42 protein-coding genes are annotated in these 17,075 nt (G+C 63.0%); 1 reads left to right on the plus strand and 41 read right to left on the minus strand.

The features are described from left to right. Positions 1–62: 62 nt before the first annotated feature. The 39 genes from WFH25_RS14045 to WFH25_RS14225 form a co-directional block, all read right to left on the minus strand. Positions 63–245 (minus strand): hypothetical protein, encoded by a 183-nt coding sequence (locus tag WFH25_RS14045; RefSeq protein ID WP_336698197.1) that lies wholly within the window; start codon positions 243–245, stop codon positions 63–65. Further along, positions 242–484, minus strand: a complete 243-nt coding sequence (locus WFH25_RS14050; RefSeq protein WP_336698198.1) for a hypothetical protein — start codon at positions 482–484, stop codon at positions 242–244. Before WFH25_RS14050 ends, WFH25_RS14045 begins: the two co-directional genes overlap by 4 nt. Positions 485–584: 100 nt before the next feature. After that, entirely contained in the window at positions 585–761 is a 177-nt protein-coding gene (locus tag WFH25_RS14055; protein ID WP_336698199.1) for a hypothetical protein, read from the minus strand. 442 nt (positions 762–1,203) lie between these two features. Beyond that, the gene (locus tag WFH25_RS14060; protein WP_336698200.1) at positions 1,204–1,356 is read right to left on the minus strand and encodes a hypothetical protein; all 153 of its coding nucleotides are present in this window, start codon (positions 1,354–1,356) and stop codon (positions 1,204–1,206) included. Next, a complete protein-coding gene (locus tag WFH25_RS14065; RefSeq protein ID WP_336698202.1) occupies positions 1,353–2,027 on the minus strand; it encodes a DUF7341 domain-containing protein in 675 nt (224 codons plus the stop codon). Before WFH25_RS14065 ends, WFH25_RS14060 begins: the two co-directional genes overlap by 4 nt. After that, a complete protein-coding gene (locus tag WFH25_RS14070; RefSeq protein WP_336698203.1) occupies positions 2,024–2,266 on the minus strand; it encodes a hypothetical protein in 243 nt (80 codons plus the stop codon). The genes WFH25_RS14065 and WFH25_RS14070 overlap by 4 nt, the downstream gene beginning before the upstream one ends. Then, complete coding sequence (locus WFH25_RS19385; protein ID WP_442892421.1) at positions 2,263–2,937, minus strand: HNH endonuclease signature motif containing protein; 675 nt, start codon at positions 2,935–2,937, stop codon at positions 2,263–2,265. Before WFH25_RS19385 ends, WFH25_RS14070 begins: the two co-directional genes overlap by 4 nt. 184 nt (positions 2,938–3,121) lie before the next feature. After that, positions 3,122–3,259 carry a hypothetical protein gene (locus tag WFH25_RS14075; RefSeq protein ID WP_336698204.1) on the minus strand — a complete coding sequence of 46 codons (138 nt, stop codon included), beginning with the start codon at positions 3,257–3,259 and terminating at the stop codon, positions 3,122–3,124. Positions 3,260–3,359: 100 nt separating this feature from the next. Then, positions 3,360–3,833: a hypothetical protein gene (locus tag WFH25_RS14080; protein ID WP_336698205.1), complete on the minus strand. Its 474-nt coding sequence runs from the start codon at positions 3,831–3,833 to the stop codon at positions 3,360–3,362. 102 nt (positions 3,834–3,935) lie between these two features. Next, positions 3,936–4,433 (minus strand): hypothetical protein, encoded by a 498-nt coding sequence (locus WFH25_RS14085; protein WP_336698206.1) that lies wholly within the window; start codon positions 4,431–4,433, stop codon positions 3,936–3,938. Then, complete coding sequence (locus tag WFH25_RS14090; protein WP_336698207.1) at positions 4,430–4,642, minus strand: hypothetical protein; 213 nt, start codon at positions 4,640–4,642, stop codon at positions 4,430–4,432. The genes WFH25_RS14085 and WFH25_RS14090 overlap by 4 nt, the downstream gene beginning before the upstream one ends. Next, positions 4,639–4,770, minus strand: coding sequence for a hypothetical protein (locus WFH25_RS14095; protein ID WP_336698208.1), 132 nt, complete (start codon positions 4,768–4,770; stop codon positions 4,639–4,641). The genes WFH25_RS14090 and WFH25_RS14095 overlap by 4 nt, the downstream gene beginning before the upstream one ends. After that, on the minus strand, positions 4,767–5,021 hold the full coding sequence (locus WFH25_RS19390; protein ID WP_442892422.1) for an FDXHR family putative zinc-binding protein: 255 nt from the start codon (positions 5,019–5,021) through the stop codon (positions 4,767–4,769). The genes WFH25_RS14095 and WFH25_RS19390 overlap by 4 nt, the downstream gene beginning before the upstream one ends. After that, entirely contained in the window at positions 5,021–5,473 is a 453-nt protein-coding gene (locus WFH25_RS14100; protein WP_336698210.1) for a hypothetical protein, read from the minus strand. Before WFH25_RS14100 ends, WFH25_RS19390 begins: the two co-directional genes overlap by 1 nt. Continuing rightward, a complete protein-coding gene (locus WFH25_RS14105; protein WP_336698211.1) occupies positions 5,473–5,781 on the minus strand; it encodes a hypothetical protein in 309 nt (102 codons plus the stop codon). Before WFH25_RS14105 ends, WFH25_RS14100 begins: the two co-directional genes overlap by 1 nt. Next, a complete protein-coding gene (locus WFH25_RS14110) occupies positions 5,771–6,109 on the minus strand; it encodes a hypothetical protein (RefSeq protein WP_336698212.1) in 339 nt (112 codons plus the stop codon). The genes WFH25_RS14105 and WFH25_RS14110 overlap by 11 nt, the downstream gene beginning before the upstream one ends. Continuing rightward, on the minus strand, positions 6,100–6,933 hold the full coding sequence (locus WFH25_RS14115; protein WP_336698214.1) for a hypothetical protein: 834 nt from the start codon (positions 6,931–6,933) through the stop codon (positions 6,100–6,102). Before WFH25_RS14115 ends, WFH25_RS14110 begins: the two co-directional genes overlap by 10 nt. Before the next feature lie 15 nt (positions 6,934–6,948). Beyond that, complete coding sequence (locus tag WFH25_RS14120) at positions 6,949–7,242, minus strand: hypothetical protein (protein ID WP_336698215.1); 294 nt, start codon at positions 7,240–7,242, stop codon at positions 6,949–6,951. 5 nt (positions 7,243–7,247) lie between these two features. Then, a complete protein-coding gene (locus tag WFH25_RS14125; protein ID WP_336698217.1) occupies positions 7,248–7,394 on the minus strand; it encodes a hypothetical protein in 147 nt (48 codons plus the stop codon). Then, a complete protein-coding gene (locus tag WFH25_RS14130; protein ID WP_336698218.1) occupies positions 7,387–7,737 on the minus strand; it encodes a nuclease-related domain-containing protein in 351 nt (116 codons plus the stop codon). Before WFH25_RS14130 ends, WFH25_RS14125 begins: the two co-directional genes overlap by 8 nt. Then, a complete protein-coding gene (locus WFH25_RS14135) occupies positions 7,718–8,272 on the minus strand; it encodes a hypothetical protein (protein ID WP_336698219.1) in 555 nt (184 codons plus the stop codon). Before WFH25_RS14135 ends, WFH25_RS14130 begins: the two co-directional genes overlap by 20 nt. Before the next feature lie 2 nt (positions 8,273–8,274). Beyond that, positions 8,275–9,096 carry a PD-(D/E)XK nuclease-like domain-containing protein gene (locus WFH25_RS14140; protein ID WP_336698221.1) on the minus strand — a complete coding sequence of 274 codons (822 nt, stop codon included), beginning with the start codon at positions 9,094–9,096 and terminating at the stop codon, positions 8,275–8,277. 23 nt (positions 9,097–9,119) lie between these two features. Beyond that, a complete protein-coding gene (locus tag WFH25_RS14145) occupies positions 9,120–9,524 on the minus strand; it encodes a hypothetical protein (RefSeq protein WP_336698223.1) in 405 nt (134 codons plus the stop codon). A gap of 65 nt (positions 9,525–9,589) precedes the next feature. Beyond that, positions 9,590–9,781 (minus strand): hypothetical protein, encoded by a 192-nt coding sequence (locus WFH25_RS14150; RefSeq protein ID WP_336698225.1) that lies wholly within the window; start codon positions 9,779–9,781, stop codon positions 9,590–9,592. Then, entirely contained in the window at positions 9,778–10,104 is a 327-nt protein-coding gene (locus tag WFH25_RS14155; RefSeq protein ID WP_336698227.1) for a hypothetical protein, read from the minus strand. The genes WFH25_RS14150 and WFH25_RS14155 overlap by 4 nt, the downstream gene beginning before the upstream one ends. Beyond that, positions 10,097–10,414, minus strand: coding sequence for a hypothetical protein (locus WFH25_RS14160; RefSeq protein WP_336698229.1), 318 nt, complete (start codon positions 10,412–10,414; stop codon positions 10,097–10,099). The genes WFH25_RS14155 and WFH25_RS14160 overlap by 8 nt, the downstream gene beginning before the upstream one ends. Beyond that, positions 10,411–10,545 (minus strand): hypothetical protein, encoded by a 135-nt coding sequence (locus WFH25_RS14165; RefSeq protein ID WP_336698231.1) that lies wholly within the window; start codon positions 10,543–10,545, stop codon positions 10,411–10,413. The genes WFH25_RS14160 and WFH25_RS14165 overlap by 4 nt, the downstream gene beginning before the upstream one ends. A 97-nt stretch (positions 10,546–10,642) precedes the next feature. Next, complete coding sequence (locus WFH25_RS14170) at positions 10,643–10,990, minus strand: hypothetical protein (protein ID WP_336698232.1); 348 nt, start codon at positions 10,988–10,990, stop codon at positions 10,643–10,645. Then, positions 10,987–11,505: an HNH endonuclease signature motif containing protein gene (locus WFH25_RS14175; RefSeq protein ID WP_336698233.1), complete on the minus strand. Its 519-nt coding sequence runs from the start codon at positions 11,503–11,505 to the stop codon at positions 10,987–10,989. Before WFH25_RS14175 ends, WFH25_RS14170 begins: the two co-directional genes overlap by 4 nt. Further along, entirely contained in the window at positions 11,502–11,675 is a 174-nt protein-coding gene (locus tag WFH25_RS14180) for a hypothetical protein (RefSeq protein ID WP_336698235.1), read from the minus strand. Before WFH25_RS14180 ends, WFH25_RS14175 begins: the two co-directional genes overlap by 4 nt. After that, positions 11,672–11,992 (minus strand): hypothetical protein, encoded by a 321-nt coding sequence (locus tag WFH25_RS14185; RefSeq protein WP_336698236.1) that lies wholly within the window; start codon positions 11,990–11,992, stop codon positions 11,672–11,674. The genes WFH25_RS14180 and WFH25_RS14185 overlap by 4 nt, the downstream gene beginning before the upstream one ends. Continuing rightward, a complete protein-coding gene (locus WFH25_RS14190) occupies positions 11,989–12,258 on the minus strand; it encodes a hypothetical protein (protein WP_336698238.1) in 270 nt (89 codons plus the stop codon). The genes WFH25_RS14185 and WFH25_RS14190 overlap by 4 nt, the downstream gene beginning before the upstream one ends. A 62-nt stretch (positions 12,259–12,320) precedes the next feature. After that, positions 12,321–12,485, minus strand: coding sequence for a hypothetical protein (locus WFH25_RS14195; RefSeq protein WP_336698240.1), 165 nt, complete (start codon positions 12,483–12,485; stop codon positions 12,321–12,323). A 161-nt stretch (positions 12,486–12,646) separates the two neighbouring features. Then, the gene (locus tag WFH25_RS14200) at positions 12,647–12,955 is read right to left on the minus strand and encodes a hypothetical protein (protein ID WP_336698242.1); all 309 of its coding nucleotides are present in this window, start codon (positions 12,953–12,955) and stop codon (positions 12,647–12,649) included. Continuing rightward, the gene (locus WFH25_RS14205; RefSeq protein ID WP_336698244.1) at positions 12,952–13,425 is read right to left on the minus strand and encodes a hypothetical protein; all 474 of its coding nucleotides are present in this window, start codon (positions 13,423–13,425) and stop codon (positions 12,952–12,954) included. The genes WFH25_RS14200 and WFH25_RS14205 overlap by 4 nt, the downstream gene beginning before the upstream one ends. Beyond that, a complete protein-coding gene (locus tag WFH25_RS14210) occupies positions 13,410–13,889 on the minus strand; it encodes a hypothetical protein (RefSeq protein ID WP_336698245.1) in 480 nt (159 codons plus the stop codon). Before WFH25_RS14210 ends, WFH25_RS14205 begins: the two co-directional genes overlap by 16 nt. Positions 13,890–13,896: 7 nt before the next feature. Then, positions 13,897–14,175, minus strand: a complete 279-nt coding sequence (locus WFH25_RS14215; RefSeq protein ID WP_336698246.1) for a hypothetical protein — start codon at positions 14,173–14,175, stop codon at positions 13,897–13,899. A 340-nt stretch (positions 14,176–14,515) separates the two neighbouring features. Then, entirely contained in the window at positions 14,516–14,758 is a 243-nt protein-coding gene (locus WFH25_RS14220; protein WP_336698247.1) for a helix-turn-helix domain-containing protein, read from the minus strand. Continuing rightward, on the minus strand, positions 14,755–14,991 hold the full coding sequence (locus tag WFH25_RS14225) for a hypothetical protein (protein WP_336698248.1): 237 nt from the start codon (positions 14,989–14,991) through the stop codon (positions 14,755–14,757). Before WFH25_RS14225 ends, WFH25_RS14220 begins: the two co-directional genes overlap by 4 nt. Before the next feature lie 130 nt (positions 14,992–15,121). Between WFH25_RS14225 and WFH25_RS14230 the strand changes: the two genes are divergently transcribed. After that, a complete protein-coding gene (locus WFH25_RS14230; RefSeq protein WP_336698250.1) occupies positions 15,122–15,373 on the plus strand; it encodes a helix-turn-helix domain-containing protein in 252 nt (83 codons plus the stop codon). 60 nt (positions 15,374–15,433) lie between these two features. Here WFH25_RS14230 and WFH25_RS14235 read toward each other — a convergent pair whose 3' ends face one another. Then, positions 15,434–15,589, minus strand: coding sequence for a hypothetical protein (locus tag WFH25_RS14235; protein WP_336698252.1), 156 nt, complete (start codon positions 15,587–15,589; stop codon positions 15,434–15,436). Between the two features lie 115 nt (positions 15,590–15,704). Next, positions 15,705–16,904, minus strand: coding sequence for a tyrosine-type recombinase/integrase (locus WFH25_RS14240; protein ID WP_336698253.1), 1,200 nt, complete (start codon positions 16,902–16,904; stop codon positions 15,705–15,707). Positions 16,905–17,075: the final 171 nt, after the last annotated feature.

The following is a 17,075-nucleotide window of genomic DNA, read 5'->3' on the forward strand; positions in this document are numbered from 1 at the left end:
GTCGGTGCAGCATCGGTCGGCTGCGATGCTGGAGTTGTATTCAGCGCCGCAGTTGTCGCATCTCACCATTGTCCGGATGCTTTCATCCATGCGCTGTAGAGCACGTATCCGACGAGGGTGGTGGCGAGCAGAACGCCGATGATGTTCCAGGCGCGTTCACGTCGTCGCTGCTTTTTCATTGCACGTTCGATCTCCCGCATGCCGTCGAGGTACGCGCGCACGTCAACGCGGATGTCGACGTTCATGCGAGGCCCAGCGCTTCGACGAGCTCTTCGCGTGTGACTACGCGACGGTACTCAGGCTCGAAGATGTCGGTGGAGTGAAGTCCGAAAGGGGCAAGCTCAGCATCAAGATCGGCTGAGTTGCGTTCTGCCCACCGAGTAATGGCCTTGGCTACTTCTGTGTCGACGACAACAGATACCCGCTGATCGTCGTGACCTACTGCGACGCTCTGATTCTTCACGCCGTAGGTGAATTCACTCATTGCTTGTCCTCTATCGGCTGTTCGAAGATGGCGTTGACGGCTTCAACGAGTTGCGGGTGTGGTTGGGTAGGCCACACGTTCGACCGGACACGGTGCGAGCTCAGCGCATCGTCGTCGCGATATTGCGCAGCCATTGCTTCCTCGCTGGTGTAACGGCTACAACACCTCGGACACTGATCGCGGCACGTTCAGATTCGAATCGTGCGCGGAGTAGTTCTTCTTCGATTGCTTCCCGGTTGCTGTTGAAGATCGTTGAGTCGGCGCGATGCTTGGCCATGACGTTCTCCGTTGTTGGAAGTAGTACCCATCCGGCTCGAACCGCTGTGTTCGACATGGCGCGCCGCTCACCCGCAGCTTGCCTGTTGGCGTTGGCAGGGCGGCGCTGGTCTGTTGTGTGTCGGCCGGCGCGGATGGGAAAGGGGTCACGCTTACAACGTTCATGCGGACGGGTCAGCGCGCGTTTGGGGTTGGCAGGGGTGACAGGATTCGAACCTGCAGCCGGCGGGTTTGGAGTCCGCTGCTCTTCCATTGAGCTACACCCCATCGAGGCCCCGTATGCGTCTGCGGGGCTACCAGCTCGTATTCACCACTCCGCACCTGAGGCGGGGGTCAGCGCGTCATGATCGCGCTTGCTTGTGGGAATGAGTAAAGCCACCGACCTGGTGTGGTTGGTGGCTTTAAGGCGCACTGGTGGTACGCACTTCCGATGGTACAACAGTTCAGTGCGTGTCGGGAGTGCTTTCTGACTGCAACACGCCGGATCGTGCTGCACGACGTAGATATGCGATTGTCAGGTAATCGCCGCCGCGGTGTTCCTCCCAATCCGCTTGGGCCAGCAGCTGCTCTACCGAAACCGGGTTGTTGCTAATCATGCGCTCATCCTCTCACTCACCTCTGTCAGTTCTTCCCCGAGTTCCTTGATCGCATCCCAGTTGTCCCACCGTGTGCGGCACCGCTGGCATGTGACCTGTTCCTCGGATGTGCGCCCGTCCTCATCACGCCGGTACGACAGGATGAGTCTGGCGGGCTGTCGTTCACCGTCCTGGTCGATCCACTGCTGATCCTTGCAGAGCACGCACAGGTAGCCGGTGGGGATCTGCTTGATGCTGCGGTCGAGCTTGGCGGTGATGACGCGTTCCCACCGGCGGAGTTCGCGGACGTGCCACTCGACCCACTGCAACGTGTCGGGGTTCTCGGCAGTGCGCTCGGCCTTCACGTACCAGCGCCTAAGGGACGCGGGTAGGTCAGATCGGTCGAACGCGGTCAAGTCGTGGCGCATCCAGTCACGGAGCTCGGTCTGGATTTTGGTGAGCTCCCACAGCGCATCGGAGTCGAGAACGTTGCGTTCCCGTGCACTGGCCGACTTGGAGCCGCCGTCGTTTCCAGCGGACGGCACGACCGCGTCGGCCAACTGTTGCAGCAGTGGCGGGTGTTCGACGGGAACGGTGCGCAGGTATTCACCGTCGTCGGTGGTCTGCTTGACATGGTCGATGGTCGGCTTGGTGAGGGCGTCGACCGCGTCGAGCAGTCTGGTGTCGGTCATGCTTCCTCCCTAAGCCATGTCTTCGCCTCACGCTTCACCTGTGCCGTCCTAGCATTCGTGGTATCGACGAGCAGGTATCCGTATGAGTTCATGACCGACGCCGCGTACAACTGCTCTTCGCGGGTCAAGCTTTCCGGGGCATACCGGAGCTTCCAGGAAACGCTTACTTCCTCGTCGCGCTCCATTTCTGGGCGCGGCCAGTTACTATCGGCAATCCTCATCCAGCTGATGTTGCTCATCGTTCTTCCTCCCGTGCGACGTCGTGCGCCGGCTCTTCGCTAGCAGTGAAGATGGCGGCTCGGGCAGCGATTACCGCAGTGCGAGCTTCCTCAACGCTGTCGAAGTAGCCGACGTGGACGTTCCTGTCGTTGTGTCGTACAGAACCGCGGTATCGGCCGGTTGCTTTCGTGAGCGAGACGCCACGCACATTGGTCGAGCTGTTGCTGTTAGCGCCCGCGCGATGTTCCCCGTTCTGCTTGTTCGTTACGGCGCGTAGATGGTCAGGTCTGACGCAGAGCTTGTTGTGGCACAGATGATCGATTACTAGTCCCTCAGGGATGCGCCCATTTGAACGCATCCAGGCGACACGGTGGGCGAGAAACGTGTGCTTGTGCCACATGATCTGCCCGTAACCGCTTCGCATCGGGTGCCCGATCCATGGATGGCATGAGCCAGATTCCGTCCACCTCGCGTCAAATCGCTCAATGAACGCTTCGTCTTGCAGCGCTTGAGCGACTAGATCAGTCGCAGTCATTTGCGTCCTCCCAGTACGCCTTGTCGGTGTTGCGTTGTATAGGCCACCGCCACACGTCGGTGGCAGCAGTTGGGGCCACAGCCGGTGTGACTGTGGCCCCTTGGTTGCCGCTCGCTTCTTCGAGTAGCCATTTGCGGAAGATGCGTTCGAAGTCATCCATCGGCTTTACCGTTGCGTCGTGCGAGGTCGCGTTCTGCCTCGGCAGCGGACAGTGCGGGCATGTACTTCGCTTCAGCCGCCGCGTAACCGATGTCGTACCCAGCGGTGAACGACACGGGATCTACTTCGTCGTCATCAGGTCGAGCATCTGACCACTTTCGCCACGCTTGGTCGCTTCCAATCATCGTCGTTCTCCTGTCTCCGGTACGGGTTCATCTTCCTCGTCGTCGGCGTACTCGCGGCACATCAGGTCAGCGGTGTCCTTGTCGATTCCGTGGTCGAGCAGTCGTTCGCGCCACTCGTCGCGGGTCAGTGCCATCGGTTCCTGTACCTTTCGTCGGTGCTGGTCTGCCAGACGAAGACGCCGCCTGCTGCGATGAGGCAGCAGGCGGCGTCCAGGGCTATGGCGAGCGCCGGGTTCACGGTGTCGGTCCGGTCGTGGGCGGCGGGGTCACGTCGCGGATCGTGGACGGGTCGATGCTGGCAGGCGACCACCGCTGCCCCTCGTCGCTGATGGCGAGCATCATGTCGAAGTGTTGAGCGATGAACCAACGGCGCTCGATCCCGCCGCATTCCTCGGGATCAACGTGCCGTGCGGTGAACGTCGCCCCCGGCACCATGTCGGCGATGCTCGGCGGGGCGGCGTTCGCAGCGCACGCGGTGCAGCCCTTCCGCATCGTGATCTGACCCGGCTCCCAGTGCGGGCATGCGATCAGTTCGGCGGTCGGGGTCGGCTGCGAGAGCACGGTGCGGAGCAGATAGTCGGCAGTTGCGAGATATTCACTGCGGTATAGGTCGCCTTCGAGGTCCCAGCGTTCGGGCGAGCATCGGTCTTCCTGCTCCGCCAGCGCTTTCGCGATCCGTTCGCGCATCGATACGGTCGGCTCAGCCACGGTCGGCCTCCTCGTCAGCTTCCACCGGTTCCGGCTGGTCTCGTAGCCATGCGTTGAAGTCCGCACTGTTGGCAATCGCCAGCACTTCGTCCGTGTGCTTGCTCATCGGTCGGCTCCGTTCTGGATCAGGGCGAGCAGGCGTCGCGCTGCGTCGATGCCCGCGAGGATGGCGGGGACCTCTTCGGCGTACCAGCCGGGACGGACGCCCTCCTGCTGGGCCAGCCACTCGAACGCAGCGCGCATGCCGATTTCGGTCGGCAGCACACAACCGCCCATCTCCTCGACGGCGGCAATGTCAGCCTCCGCGATCTGCTCGCGCGTCGGCGGGTGCAGGGCAACTGGGACTTCTCGACTGCCGCGCATGTCATGCACGCTGCTCGTAGCGGTCTCGTCGGTGGTCGACACCGGGCGCTCGATGCGGTCGATACGCGCCATGGCTAGTCTGCTGCCCGATACGTACAACACGCGGTCGCCATCGACGATGTCCGTCCACTGCGGGTCGTCGCCCTTGTCTCGGTCCGCGATGACGCGGTACTGCTGCTGGTCGAGTTCGTGAGTGATCCACGCGTTCTCTTCGTCGGTGGTCTGCTGCTCGGTCATGATGCGCGCTCCGGGGTGTAATCGGTGGTGCCGTATGCGGATCGTGTTGGTGCTGCCCAGACGGCGAAGGAGTCTTCAGTGAGGGTGTTAATCCGGTCAGCCATGCTCTTGTTCACCTCAGCGGCGTACCTGAAGGCCTCAGCAATCGTGAACGGCCCCGCAACGTCGTCGGGGCCGAGGATGTGCACGTACCACTGCTGCTCGGTCATGTGGTGATCCCTTCTGCGGTGAGGGTGCGTTGGATGATGTGGACGCCGTGCGGTGTGATGTCGCCGGAGTCGATGAGCATGCGGAGAAGCGCGTCGAGGCGGGCGCGGGTGGAAGCGGTGTCGGTCACGAAGCGTCCTTAAACACGTCTGCAGCCCATGCAGGGCCGCGCCACGTACCGTCGATGAGACGTAGACCCTTGCTCGCCCACCTCGGTTCTGACGGATCGCGGCAGATCACGCTTCCGTCGTCTGCGAGTACCTGGTGCCAGTCGAAAAGGCTCAATCCTTCGAACGTCTCGTGGCAGGCGCTGCAGTGTCCGGTGCGGTTGCCTCGCTGGTTCCACGTTTTGCCACATGCTCCGTGGCTCACGGTTGCCATCAGAACGGCGTTTCGTCGTTGGGGATGCCTGCAGTAGCCCACGCGTCCTGCGCGCTCGTCTGCGGCCCGTTCTGCTGCGTGTGGTCCACCTGGCCGGCGTACGGTTCGGACTGGCGTGCATGGTTCCCCTGGCCGTTCTGGGGTGCAACTGTCACCGACGTCGCCTTGCAGACGAGGTCGTAGTACTTCTTCCCGTTCGCCTCACGCACCTCGGTGACCTCGGTGCCGGTGACGACGACCCGGTCACCATTCCGGAACTGGGTGAAGTCGATGCGCACAGGTAAGTCGTTCGCGTACCCACCCTTGACGGTCCGGAACGTGCGCGCTGTCGTCACCCACTGGTCACCATCACGCTTCCGGTGCGGTTCAGCGGTCTTCATTGCCCAGTCGGGATGCTGCTGGTGGTTCTGCGTCCAGTCCTCGACGAATGCGGTGAACGTGATCTGAGCCATCAGGCTGCCTTCCTTGCCCGGTACGCCTGAATGGACGCTTCGAGCTCGATGTCGTGTTCGGTGATGTGTGCGTTGATGGTGGTGTCGGCGTCTGCGAGTTGCAGTCGGTGTATCTCGCCGGCCATGTCGTCGTCGGTAGCTGCTCGGATGCGTTCCTGTTTCAGCCATTCGTGCGCATGCCGCATCTCGTGGTCCTGTCTGCTGCCGGGGCGTTCGTGCTCGAGGTTGCCGTGGACGCGCATCCGTTCAAGTTCGATCGCTACCGGGTCGATGGAGGCGATGAAGTTCGCCCACGCGTCATCCATCACGCGCCGCCCTGTACTCGGCAAGCGCCTTCTGGAACTCGGCTTCATGCGCTGCCCGGTCGAGTGTCACGGCGGCCGGTTCCAGTGCCGGCCGTGACATCCGCCGCTGCCGTTCCAACACGTCGTGTACACGACGTGCAGCCGCGTTCACATGCCCGGGCAACAGGTAGGCCGTGGATTCCTTGAAGTGGAGCACCACGGCCTGCTGTGCGACGTCGAGCGTGAGATGTGACAACGCTTGCTGCCAGACGATTACGGTTTCGCGTTGCACTTTGCGGTTGTCGTATGCGGCGACGACGGTGAGCAGCTTCGCGGTTTCGTCTAGGTCCACCCGTCTGCCTCCATCCCGCGTTCCGTGAGTGACGGCAGCGATGAGGGCGCGTTCATCCAGTCGTCAGGACCGCTGAACGTGCCGACGAGAGACGCTGCCTGCTGAGCCGGCGTGGGCCGCTGCTGTTGTTGCGCTCGAGCGGTCGGCAGTTCGTCGTTCCACCTGTCGCCGTTCAACCAGACGCCCAGCGCCGGCACGAACTGCCGATCCGTCGTCGCTGCGTACGCGTCACCAAACCGAATGATCGCCGCGACAAGCTCTTCGACGTCGATGCGCTTGGCTGCCTTCTTGAACCGCTCAAAGGCTTCCTTGCGCTCTACCTTCTTGGGCCAGTGCTCCCACGCCTCTGCGAACTCACTGTCGAGCACCGCAGGTGCGGGAGAGATCTGTTCCTCTGTTCCCCTGTTCCTCTGTTCCCCTGTTCCAGACGCCTCTTTTGCTGCAACCCTCGCGAGGGTGTCGCGAATTTCAGCGCCGTTCGCTTCCGACCTGGGGAAACGTGGTTTGTTGGGGCGGTCGATGCGCTGGTGCTTGTCCCAGTTCACAACCTCGAGGTACGGGCGGCTCTCGACGGTGTATCGGACGATGCGACCTGCTGTAGCAAGCTGCTGCAACCCTCGCGACACCCTCGCGAATGTCTCGGGAGGGTTGCGCTCAAGGTCGCTGGCAAACAGGTCAGCAGCGATAGACGAAAGCTTGTCAACACCCACACCGTTGTCGTCCACATACGACCACAGCCCGACGAACAGCAGCCGCTCATCCCACTCAAGTGCGCTGATGTCGTCAGAGCGCCAGAACTCCGGCTTGATCGATCTGATGCGCACGGCTTCTCCTTCCTATCATTCCCGCCACCCCAATTGGGGACGCATGGCTGCAAGGCCGGACAGCGCATCGAACTCGTCGCGGTCGATGGCTCGGACAGACTCAACCTCGCGATGCGTCCAGTGCCCAGCCGTGCGTTCGGTCCCTGCGTGGCGACCAGTTGTCACGTACGCCGTGCCACCGTCATCCCAGCCCACGAAAGCGCCGTCCACGCTGCGATCGATCGGGCTGTAGTGGATGGACGTGACTACGCCGCGTCTGCCGCCGATGATGCAGTTGGTGCCGGCAACCTCGACGTAGATCGTTTCCATCTCCATCAGTCGTCACCCCACACCGCTGCGTGCATAAGCCGTTCGAGGTCACGAATGTCGAGGATGACCTTGCCGAGCTCTTCCAATGCGTGTTCGTCGATTTGGTGACGGATGCGGCGGGTGACGTCGGTGATCGTCTCGGTCCTAGCCATTTGTCGGTCCTCCGAGCAACTTCACGAGGCCGTCGACAGTGAGCGTCACGTACTGCTCACCGGCTTGCCCCTTGCCGCAACGCTTGTGCACGACGACACCGACGAGCGCGTCAGCGTTGCCTCGTTCGACTTCCGCTTCCTCAACCCACGTGCCGAGCGTCATGCTCTTGTGGTTCTTGCACTCGATGACGACCTTGCCGAATGGAGAACGGACCCCGGAAATGTCTCCGAGGTCCGTGTTTCCGCGCAGCACTTGCCGGTCTATGCGGTCGTCGAGGGCGGCTGCGAGGTGGTCTGCGATGAGCCGTTCGAACGCTGTGCCCTTAGCCTTGCTGCGGCTCATCTGCGCCTCCTACCTTGACCGCGTTGTACTTGTCCCGGATCTGCTGCACCACGTCTGCGGGTGCGCCTGCCTGTGTTGCCTGCTGTCCGAGTGCACCGATCGCGGCGAGGTCGGTGCCGGCGTTGGTGAGTTCGGTCATCCAGTCAGGCAGCGGCTCGACGTGCCATGTCTGCGTCCGGCCAGCGCCCGACGCACGGATCATCACGTCTCGCGGTCCGTCGATGTGCGACAGGTGGCTGATGCGAGTACCGCCGCGCTTCTCCTTCCCGAACATCACGTCCCTGTCGTTGTAGACCGTGACGTGACGGCCGACCCACCTGCTACCGTCCTTGCCCCAGCAGCCGGCGAGGACGTCAAGCATCCCTTTACTAGGACGCCAAACGCGGTCCAGGCCGACTAGGCGGATCTCGACTACTGCTCTACCGTCTCGCGTGCCGAGCCGTGAGCCCGTGTCGATGGTGAAGGTGCGCGGTTCGACGAGTTCGATTGCGTCGAGCTGATCGCTCTTTGGCGCAAGAGCTTCGGTAATATCCAATGTCAGAACTCGATTCCGTGGAGCGGCCCGTACTCGTCCTCATGTGCGTAGACGAGCCAGTTGGGCGGGCTGATGAGTTGCGGCTCGGTCGGGTAGCCGGGCCAGATGCCGGATGCGGTGCAGTCGGCGTAGAGCTCGAGGGCTCGTTGCACGCGCGCGTCACCCATGCGCGCCCATTTGATGTCGAGCGTGTGGACGCCGACGAGGTGGGGCGCTTCGGTTTCGACGACGACGAAGTAGAACGGGACCGACTGGCCGAGGGTGCGGAGGTAGTGGGCTTGCTGCACGTCGTAGCCGTAGTCCGCGACGGTGCGGGTGAAGCCGTCGACGGATGCGGACTTCGCGGTCGTCTTGAGGTCGACGGCGACGGGGCGTCCGGTGACCGACAGGTAGTCGAACCGTGCGCGCATGTCGACGCCGGTGTCATCGTCCGTGGCGAACACGGACGTCTCGGGGTGGCCGCCGCGCTCGAACAAGGGCCGGGCGACGGGGTGCTTGAGCACCGCTTCCGCCATTCCGTCGATCCGCGCGGCCTGCGCCGGCGCTACTGGCGTGAGGCCTATCGCGCGCTGCTCTTCCGCCCACGCGACCGTCGCGGCCTTCGTGCTGACTGCACCGGATGCGGTCACGTGCTCGTCGGGGTAGGCGATCGTGCCTGCCCCAACGCCAAGCACCCGTGTGTGGACTGCGGTGCCGATGTCGAACGACTGTTTGCCAGGCTGCGGGTGCTTCCGCCAGTAGTCGAACCGGGCGGGACTGTCGAGGATGCGACGCGCGCCGGTCGAGCTGAGTGCGGGGTGCGCGTGGTACTCCTGCTCCGGCATGTCGAGTCGGATCGTGGGGGCGGTCACGCGATCGCCTCCATGCGGCTGAATGGCGCGTACTGGGCGGCGTGTTCGTCGGTGAACCAGCGTTCCTCGGAGTGGCCGTGGGTGAGGTCCATCCAGGGGCGGTCGGACTCGACTTTGGTCCGGTACCAGGGGACGCCTTCACGGTCCTGGTAGACGCCGGGAGCGGTCGGCATGATCGGGGCCGGCTGCACGTTCCACAGGCTCCTGTTGACGCGAGCCATGACGGCGTCCAAGTCCGTCTTGTCACTGCTGAGCAGCACACGCTTCGGCTCGTGGTCTGCGCTGAGCAGGTGCATGATCGCCATGAGTGCGTGTGTCTGCGCGAGGTCGGTGTTCCCGGCTCTCATGTTCTGGACAGCCGCATCACGGGACTCGGCTGCCTCCCTGAAGCTGTTGCTCATGTCTGCCTCCTGGGCATGGTGATGGGCGCGCCGACTCGGGTGCGGCGCGGTGAGAAGTGCGAGGCTCAGTCGCAGGGGTCGGTGTCGTCGTGCTCGGCGGCGCGTGCGACTGCCTTGCCGAAGAAGTCGTCGTCGAAGTCGACGGACACCCAGCAGGTGTCGCAGCCGCAGAGGACGCCGTGACGCGTCGTGCGACTGACGGCCGCTGCGAATGAGTTCATCTCGTCGATATACGGACGCGCGTCGATGTCGCTCACAGCGCGTCTGCCTTCCAACAGGTGCAGTCACCGAGTTGCAACACGCCGTCTACCCAGTCCACATGTCCGCAGTTTTCATTGTGCGGTGCACCATCGATCGCGGCCCGCAGCCGGTCATTCTCGCTGTCGCTGCGTCGGAGCGCGTCCGCCAACTGGTCACGCTGCTGGATCGCGTTGCTGTCGGACAGCCGTAGCCGGTCCACCTCGTCAGCGGCGGCTGCAAGAGATGACTTCACGTCGTCGTACCACTCATCGAACTCGTCAAAGCTAGGTGACTGTTGCGCCAACGCCCGCAACGTGTCCGTGCGTACCGGTTCACTCATTGCTCACGCCTCGCTTCTCCGGGTACAGCGCGTCGAGTAGCGGGCTGATGGGCACCCACCCGTTGCCGTCCTCGTCGTCCTGTGCCATGTCCGCCACGCGTTCAACTGCGGCGGCACGGTCGGCCCAGTAGTCACGTTGACTTCCGACATCCGCGACGAGGCTGGTGACCGCTGCAAGTTGGTCAGCGGCAGCACGGAGGGCGGCTGTGAGCGTGTGGACCATCTCCGGCGTTCGAGTGTGTGCGTAGTCAGCGCGGTCATCGCCGTCATCCGCCAGCGCGCGAATCTGCTCCGGGGTGGGGCCGTTCACCGTTTCCTACTTCCGAGCAGGATGACGATGGTGATCGCGCCGAACGCGAACCCGAGGATGACGCCGAAGATGAACTCGCTCATGCTGTCGGCTCCGTGCTGTGGTTCCAGCCGTAGCCCTGGTCGCGCCATCCCTCGCACCAGCAGCCGTCGCACGAATGCGGGTAGTCGAGGTCCGCGGGTGATGCGGGGTGGTGGTATCCGTGTGGGCAGACGTGCAGCTCGATGCTCATGCGCTCATCCGTTCGTCGGCGGAGATGATCGCGGCGGCGATGCGCTTGGCGATCGTGTTGTGCGCCTCGGGGAACTGCACGGCGGCCGCTAGTTCGGCGTCGATCGCGTCGAGCAGGTCGGGGTTGCCCGCGGTGCCGACGATCAGGCGAGCGGTTCCAATGCTGATGCCGCTGATGTCGAGAATTGGCTTAAGCTCGTTCTCCTCGGTGGGGTTTAAGAAAGCGTCATTGCCGACCGTCGCGCCGTCAAACTCGGAGTGCTCCCGGTCTACGAGCCACGGCGCATCAGGTGACGCACCGCGCCACTTCGCGAGAATCGTGCGCGCTCGTGCGATATCAGTCACGGCTTCATCTCCAAGAGTTCGGGATTTACGTAGGGCATGTGCAGTCGCGCCCACTCGCGCCAAGCGACGTAGGCTTCCCAGCGTGTATCGAAGTACCCCAGGAACTTGTTTCGGCCGGACTGGGATCCTTCCGCTCGCCAAGCCGCCTTGCGCTTGTCCCAGTGCGCTCCGGGATAGCCAGACGTGCTCCGTCCATCGACGCGAGCCCGACTCTGCTTGTTCTGATCGCCAGTCACGAGGCGCAGATGCCAGGGGTTGACGCAGTTCCGGACGAAACAGATGTGGTCTACTTCCATCCCTTCCGGGATGTCACCAACTACTTCCGCGTAGACGACTCGGTGGGCCATCGCCCCCGTCTTGCCGACGGTGAAGCGGCCGTAGCCCTTCTTGTCGCAGTACGCGGTCCACAGAACGTGCCCATCACTGGTCACGCTGATCTTGGTGGCGAGACGGTCGAGCACTGAACGTGGACGGGGACCGAATCGCACGTCGCGGGCTTTCTGGATGTCGGTCATCGATCCTCCCGGGGCGCGTTGATGACTGCATGCACGCGGATGAGTGCAGCCAGGAACAGGGCGAGGAAGGTGGCGACGAGTGCCACCCACCACGGGGACGACCGGTCGATGCCCGATGCGAACGCGATCGCGACGAGAGCCGTGTACAGGAGTGCGCCGGCGATCCTCATGAGGTCACCGCCCGCTTCTTCTCAGCCCGGATGCTGCGACACTTCCGGCAGTACGACCAACCCTTCGGATCGACGAACGAATGCTCACGGCGGCTGTGACCGTTGCGGCACACATCACCGTCCGCGTACGCCCGCTCCGGTACACGATGCGTCTCGTACGGTTCGAGGCCGAGCGCCTGCAACGTAAGCGTCAGGTCGTCGCCGGTCAGACGCGTCGCCAGCAGCTCACGGACGATACGCACGTCAGGTTCGCGGACCTGCGCGGTGGGACGCGGATCAACGACACGCAGATCCTCAGGGGCGAAGAACGCGGTCACGACGCCACCGTCCACAGCTGCGACGGGTTGCCGCGCTCAGTCAGACCGAACAGCAACCGGCCCGACTCGTCAGCGCAAGGACGCACGAGACGCTTGTCCTCGAGCTCCTTCCGTCTCGACCTGATCGACGACGGCGACGGCATCGTCCACGCCTTCACACGTGCACGGCGGCTGTACGTCGCGATGATCCCCTCGTCCGTGATGCCGGAACCGAATACGTTGGCGTCGCGGATGATGTCGAGGATGCGGGACTGGACCGTGGACACGTCAGCCACGGTCGCTGCGGCTGCGTGCGACGAGGACGGGTCAGATGTGCGGGCTGCGGGGCTCATGCCGTTGCCTCGGGAACCAGCACGTCGATAGTGAGGTCGTCGTAGTTCACGCCGTGGGTGACGGTGGGCGCCATCATGAGCGCTCGGCCGGTAGCGTGACTGTCGACTTCGGCGTACTCGTGTCCCGTCTGACCGTTGTAGACGCGGTACTTGTAGTTCATGGCGGTTCCCTTCTTCGGGGTGGATGTGAAGAAGCGGCCACCTAGGACTTCGGGTGAACTAGGTGACCGCTCAGTGCCCCCGCGCGGATTCGAACCGCGGCAATCCCGACAACGACTCGGGGGCTGGGTGGTTGAGCTCATTCAGGGGCCGGCACCTGTGGCTATTCGCCGGTTCGAATAAGTCGAACTGTGCGCTCCAAATTTTCTTTGGTGGGCTTAACTCCAGCGCGTTTCAATGTGCGATACACATCGACGTACAGTTCAGCGACCTTGTCCGCGGTGCGCCTCTTTCGTGGGCGTTCCCTGTCATTGATGACCAACTCTGGGTTGTTCGCAACCCACGCCCGGATCGCGTCAACCAAGCGCTTGTCGTAGATGACGCCCACCTTGTGCGGCCAATGCACCTCCCAGAACGTCCTGCCCGATCGACGAGTGATCACCCGAAACCGAAGTTCTGTAATGTCAATCACGCTTGCTCCTTAGCTGCTTCCCGTGCGGCTTTCCTGCGCGCTCGGTATTCCCGGTTGTATTCGGCACGGTCGCGCTTGGGTCGAACGCGCGTGGCCTCACGTTTGCGACTGCGAGCGAGCTCGCTTTCGCGTTGCTCAGGACTCATGTTCTCTACGCGGCGGCGAGCATTATCCCGCTCGCGAAATGACGGATCTTCATCGCGCTTAGAGCGATGCCATTCGCGCGACTGAGCATCACGGCGTTCCTTGTTTGCGTGATACCAGCGACGATTGTTCTCCCGATACCGTTCGGGGTGAGCAGCGCGGTACTCCGCATGAAGCGATCGAAGGTGCTCCCGGTTTGCCTCTCGCCATTCCGTTTGATATGCCCGAATTGCTACTCGTTCAGCAGATCGTCCTGCCTCGACTGCGGCTTCGACAATCGCATCAAGTTCGGCTTCTGTCAGCGTCAACATCACTTCGCCAGCCATTCGAGCGAGACAATGCCGAGCTCATGCAGCCCGTCGATTGCTTCCTGGTGAAGGGCGATTGTCTGGCCGATGCCGTTTGCCTGCTTAGTGAGCATCGCGATTCGGTCAGCGTGCTGTTCTGGCGTCGCATGCCCCCATGTCGTGCTGACTCCACCACCGAGGTCGATGCGCTGGTCAAGCAGTGGGGCGAATTTGCGGAGCATCGTCGCCTTGTACGCGTCTCGCGCTGCCGTCTTCGCGGCACTCTTCGCGTCCGCTCGAATCTGAGCAACGAGCGGCACCGATCGGGATGCCGTCTCGATCTGGCGGACGTTGGCGCGTGCTCTCCTGGCTGCGACTGTCTCGACGTACCGCAAGGCGATTGCCACGAGGTCGTCGGTGGACAGCGAATACAGGGCGCTGCGGTGGTCGTCCGCGGCGATCACCGACTCAAGAACGTCGGTGCGGGTCTGGGTGATCGTCATCGTGTCCTCACTTGTCGATGTTGTTGAGTGCTTTGCGCATGTCAGCGAGTGCGGCGCGGTATCCGTCGCGGTAGCCGTTCTCGTACGAGGCATCTGTCAATGCCCCATCCGCGTGGACACCCGAAATGGCCTCGACGTCGGAGCGCCGAATCATCACGCGCCGGCCGATCTTGCGCGTCTGTAGCGGGCAGTCCGGCTGCCGCAGATACCAGCGGAAGGCGGCTTCTGTCTTCCGAAGCAGGGGCGCTGCTTCGGAAACCGTGAGCAGTTGTTCTTCGTTTGCCATGTGCCCTGCCGCGGGAACGATCCGCGGTACGCCTGCCAGGGCTGTCGGTCCGTCCTCTGCACCAGGGCTGGTTCCCCTTTGATGTGCAGGTGTAGGTGCGCCGCTTCCCGAGTGGGACAGTCCAGACACGGGCACCCGTAGCTCCCGACAAAGTTCTTGGTGTTGCGGCTGCCGTGGTCGCGTACCGGTTCCCCCACGTGTGGGGTGACTCCGCGACTCGGTGAGCCCTCTGTGGTGTTGTGATGGTGCGAGCGCGGCGACGGCGTGCTCCGCGGAGCCGTTTCGAGGCGCGACAATCAGCGCCATCCACATGGCGCGCTGTTTGCGGTAGAGCGGATGGCTAGCTCTGGCGGAGTCGCCGTAGTGAGCTGTCGGAGATTCCCCAGGGGTTCGCGGTGGGGAGTGGTTCGACGGTGTTGTCGGTTTTCCACTTCACGATTGCTTCGCGGGGGAAGATGTAGTCGCGGCCGTTTTTGATGTGGCCGATTTGTTTTGCTCGAGCCATTCGCTTGAGCTTGTCGGGTGTGAGTCGCAGGTAGTCGGCGGCTTCGTCGGCGGTGTTCATGTCCTGGAGGTCGCTCATCCGGTTTCTGCCAGGTTGGGCAGGGGGAGGAAGTCGATCAGCGGGTTGCCGGTGACTTTCCCGATTCGGATGAGGTCCGGGATGGTGAATTCGCGTCCGCCGGCTAGGGACCGGTTGAGCGTCGTTCGGGCGATTCCGGTAGCGTTGGCGAGCTGCATCCGGTTGATGTCAGCAGCGGCCATTGCTGCGGTGACCCTTGCGGCGATCTCTGTGGTGATCGTCGTGGTGTCCATACGTTCACTGTAGTGACCGTTTGGTCACTTGGCAACGTGTTTTGTGCCGAGTTTGGGGTACAGTTTTGCGGACAAGTAGAACGGTCTGTGCACTTGCGGATGGGCCAGAATGGGCCATATAGTGTCCGATGTGAACAACGAGACGCCTGAGATCGACCCCTACACCGCCGCGTTTGCTGCCGAGCTGCGCGCCGAGCGGGGCCGCAAGCAGATCGGCTTCGATGAGATCGCCGCGAAGACCGGCATCAACAAGCGAACCCTGTTCCGCCTCTTTGATGGTGAGCGAGACCTTCGTGCCAAGCACCTCATCGTCATCGCGGAGGCACTTGACGTGACTCCGCAGGATCTCATCACCCGCGCGATGGGTTCCGTCGGCGAGTAACTTCCACACATACGAAAGAAGCCCCCGGCTGGTTAGGCCGGGGGCTTCTTCGTGTTCGCGTCAGCAGTGGACTGCAGTGTCCGCTGCTGTGAACAGTGAGCAGAGGTTGACGTCGAGCCGGCGCGCCTCCCGCGCGAGCTCGGTCATGCTCGGGTTGTCACGATCGGTGATGGTCATGCCGGCTTGCTGTGCGCCGTATCCGACCACGATCGCCATGTCGTGTGATTGGTCCAGGGTCCCCAACTTGCTGATCCTCTCTCGAGTCCTTGTGATGCGTTCGAACATACGTTCGACGACTGACAGTGGCAACCCCTCCTCGCGTGTTGGTTGGTCACGCTTCGATCTCGGGCAGTGCGCCGGCCATGGCGACCTGCGTAGCCTGCGCTGCGAGGGTCAGGTTGTCGGGTGACAGGTGTCCGTAGCGGTCAACGGTCGTGGTGATGGACTCGTGGCCCAGGCGGCGCTGGATGACTGGCAACGGTACGCCTGCGTTGATCAGCCAGGAAGCGTGGGTGTGTCGAAGGTCGTGGATGCGGGGTTCCTTGTGAATCTTCTGTCCATCGGGCGCAGGCTGGTCGAACCACTCCACTCCCCCACGGTTCGGCACCCAGTGGTCCTTGTGCTTCCGTTCGACCTTGAATGCGGGCCGTCCGTTGGCGAGGTTCCGGGCTGGCTCCCACACTTCCTTGTAGAACGTCTGCTGCAGGATGGCGTTGCCGTGGCGGTTGGTGAACACGAGCTCACCGCGTGCTTCTACGAGCGGGCGCACTACGTCGATCAGTCCGGGCGGCAGCGAGATGGTCCGCTTCGACCGTGACGTCTTCGGCGCGCCCAAGTAGCGTCCCTTCGCCTGGCTGTCTTTCCAGGCACGGGAAACGCGGACGACGCCTGCCTCGAGGTCGAAGTCGCCGGGTCGGAGCGCGGTGGCTTCGGACCAACGCATCCCGGTGCCGGCGAGTGTCTGGATCAGCGGCTGCCACTGTACGGGGATGAACGACAGCAGCCGCGTGTACTCGTCCCCGGACAGGAACGTCATTTCACGCGACTCAGACGACGGCATGTTGCTGCCCTCGCACGGGTTCCGGTCGACGACACCGCGCTGAACAGCGTGCTGGAACATGGCGTAGAGGAAGCCGTGGCGGTTCTTGATCGTCTTCGCACCGAGCGGCTTGGGCAGCTTCCCCTCGACTTCACGTGTCGGCGTCGACTGTTCGTTGATCCATCCGGCGATCGTGTCCGGCGTCACCATGTTCAGCGGCAGGTGACCCATCCACGGGCCGATCGAGCGGCGCATGAACATGCGGTAGTGGTCGAGCGTCTTGCCTTCCACGCCTGACTTGGAGGCGATGTACGTTTCCGCGTACTCGGCAACGGTCGCGGTCTTCGGGCCGACGTCGCGCTTCATCCACGAGAGGGCGAACTCTGGCCCTTGCTGTCGGATCAGCCCGACCAGCGTGCGTGCGTCTGCCTCGCTGTCGAGAGCGATGCTCCGCGATGCTCCGTCGAGTCGGTAACGCACGTCGTACTTCATGCGCTGGTTCGGTGCTGTCCCGACTACTCGCTGTCGGATGCTGGCGCTGTACGCCATGGGGGTCCTTCCTTTGCCAGATGAATAGCGCCCGCCGACGACTTGCACGCCGGAGTCTGCTAGTCGGGCTGGTGCTCGTTCATGCCACCCGTTTGTCCAACCATCGTTGGGCTT

The organism is Curtobacterium sp. USHLN213 (assembly GCF_037144815.1).
In the GTDB taxonomy this organism is placed as follows: domain Bacteria; phylum Actinomycetota; class Actinomycetes; order Actinomycetales; family Microbacteriaceae; genus Curtobacterium.

What these genes read in the sequence shown, in the direction of transcription:
- WFH25_RS14045 (WP_336698197.1), bottom strand. Translation starts at nt 245, where the DNA reads ATGAACGTCGACATCCGCGTTGACGTGCGCGCGTACCTCGACGGCATG.
- WFH25_RS14050 (WP_336698198.1), bottom strand. Translation starts at nt 484, where the DNA reads ATGAGTGAATTCACCTACGGCGTGAAGAATCAGAGCGTCGCAGTAGGT.
- WFH25_RS14055 (WP_336698199.1), bottom strand. Translation starts at nt 761, where the DNA reads ATGGCCAAGCATCGCGCCGACTCAACGATCTTCAACAGCAACCGGGAA.
- WFH25_RS14060 (WP_336698200.1), bottom strand. Translation starts at nt 1,356, where the DNA reads ATGATTAGCAACAACCCGGTTTCGGTAGAGCAGCTGCTGGCCCAAGCG.
- WFH25_RS14065 (WP_336698202.1), bottom strand. Translation starts at nt 2,027, where the DNA reads ATGACCGACACCAGACTGCTCGACGCGGTCGACGCCCTCACCAAGCCG.
- WFH25_RS14070 (WP_336698203.1), bottom strand. Translation starts at nt 2,266, where the DNA reads ATGAGCAACATCAGCTGGATGAGGATTGCCGATAGTAACTGGCCGCGC.
- WFH25_RS19385 (WP_442892421.1), bottom strand. Translation starts at nt 2,937, where the DNA reads ATGACTTCGAACGCATCTTCCGCAAATGGCTACTCGAAGAAGCGAGCG.
- WFH25_RS14075 (WP_336698204.1), bottom strand. Translation starts at nt 3,259, where the DNA reads ATGGCACTGACCCGCGACGAGTGGCGCGAACGACTGCTCGACCACGGA.
- WFH25_RS14085 (WP_336698206.1), bottom strand. Translation starts at nt 4,433, where the DNA reads ATGACCGAGCAGCAGACCACCGACGAAGAGAACGCGTGGATCACTCAC.
- WFH25_RS14090 (WP_336698207.1), bottom strand. Translation starts at nt 4,642, where the DNA reads ATGACCGAGCAGCAGTGGTACGTGCACATCCTCGGCCCCGACGACGTT.
- WFH25_RS19390 (WP_442892422.1), bottom strand. Translation starts at nt 5,021, where the DNA reads ATGGCAACCGTGAGCCACGGAGCATGTGGCAAAACGTGGAACCAGCGA.
- WFH25_RS14100 (WP_336698210.1), bottom strand. Translation starts at nt 5,473, where the DNA reads ATGGCTCAGATCACGTTCACCGCATTCGTCGAGGACTGGACGCAGAAC.
- WFH25_RS14120 (WP_336698215.1), bottom strand. Translation starts at nt 7,242, where the DNA reads ATGGAAACGATCTACGTCGAGGTTGCCGGCACCAACTGCATCATCGGC.
- WFH25_RS14125 (WP_336698217.1), bottom strand. Translation starts at nt 7,394, where the DNA reads ATGGCTAGGACCGAGACGATCACCGACGTCACCCGCCGCATCCGTCAC.
- WFH25_RS14130 (WP_336698218.1), bottom strand. Translation starts at nt 7,737, where the DNA reads ATGAGCCGCAGCAAGGCTAAGGGCACAGCGTTCGAACGGCTCATCGCA.
- WFH25_RS14140 (WP_336698221.1), bottom strand. Translation starts at nt 9,096, where the DNA reads ATGCCGGAGCAGGAGTACCACGCGCACCCCGCACTCAGCTCGACCGGC.
- WFH25_RS14145 (WP_336698223.1), bottom strand. Translation starts at nt 9,524, where the DNA reads ATGAGCAACAGCTTCAGGGAGGCAGCCGAGTCCCGTGATGCGGCTGTC.
- WFH25_RS14155 (WP_336698227.1), bottom strand. Translation starts at nt 10,104, where the DNA reads ATGAGTGAACCGGTACGCACGGACACGTTGCGGGCGTTGGCGCAACAG.
- WFH25_RS14165 (WP_336698231.1), bottom strand. Translation starts at nt 10,545, where the DNA reads ATGGCGCGACCAGGGCTACGGCTGGAACCACAGCACGGAGCCGACAGC.
- WFH25_RS14175 (WP_336698233.1), bottom strand. Translation starts at nt 11,505, where the DNA reads ATGACCGACATCCAGAAAGCCCGCGACGTGCGATTCGGTCCCCGTCCA.
- WFH25_RS14180 (WP_336698235.1), bottom strand. Translation starts at nt 11,675, where the DNA reads ATGAGGATCGCCGGCGCACTCCTGTACACGGCTCTCGTCGCGATCGCG.
- WFH25_RS14195 (WP_336698240.1), bottom strand. Translation starts at nt 12,485, where the DNA reads ATGAACTACAAGTACCGCGTCTACAACGGTCAGACGGGACACGAGTAC.
- WFH25_RS14205 (WP_336698244.1), bottom strand. Translation starts at nt 13,425, where the DNA reads ATGGCTGGCGAAGTGATGTTGACGCTGACAGAAGCCGAACTTGATGCG.
- WFH25_RS14210 (WP_336698245.1), bottom strand. Translation starts at nt 13,889, where the DNA reads ATGACGATCACCCAGACCCGCACCGACGTTCTTGAGTCGGTGATCGCC.
- WFH25_RS14215 (WP_336698246.1), bottom strand. Translation starts at nt 14,175, where the DNA reads ATGGCAAACGAAGAACAACTGCTCACGGTTTCCGAAGCAGCGCCCCTG.
- WFH25_RS14220 (WP_336698247.1), bottom strand. Translation starts at nt 14,758, where the DNA reads ATGAGCGACCTCCAGGACATGAACACCGCCGACGAAGCCGCCGACTAC.
- WFH25_RS14225 (WP_336698248.1), bottom strand. Translation starts at nt 14,991, where the DNA reads ATGGACACCACGACGATCACCACAGAGATCGCCGCAAGGGTCACCGCA.
- WFH25_RS14235 (WP_336698252.1), bottom strand. Translation starts at nt 15,589, where the DNA reads ATGGCGATCGTGGTCGGATACGGCGCACAGCAAGCCGGCATGACCATC.
- WFH25_RS14240 (WP_336698253.1), bottom strand. Translation starts at nt 16,904, where the DNA reads ATGAAGTACGACGTGCGTTACCGACTCGACGGAGCATCGCGGAGCATC.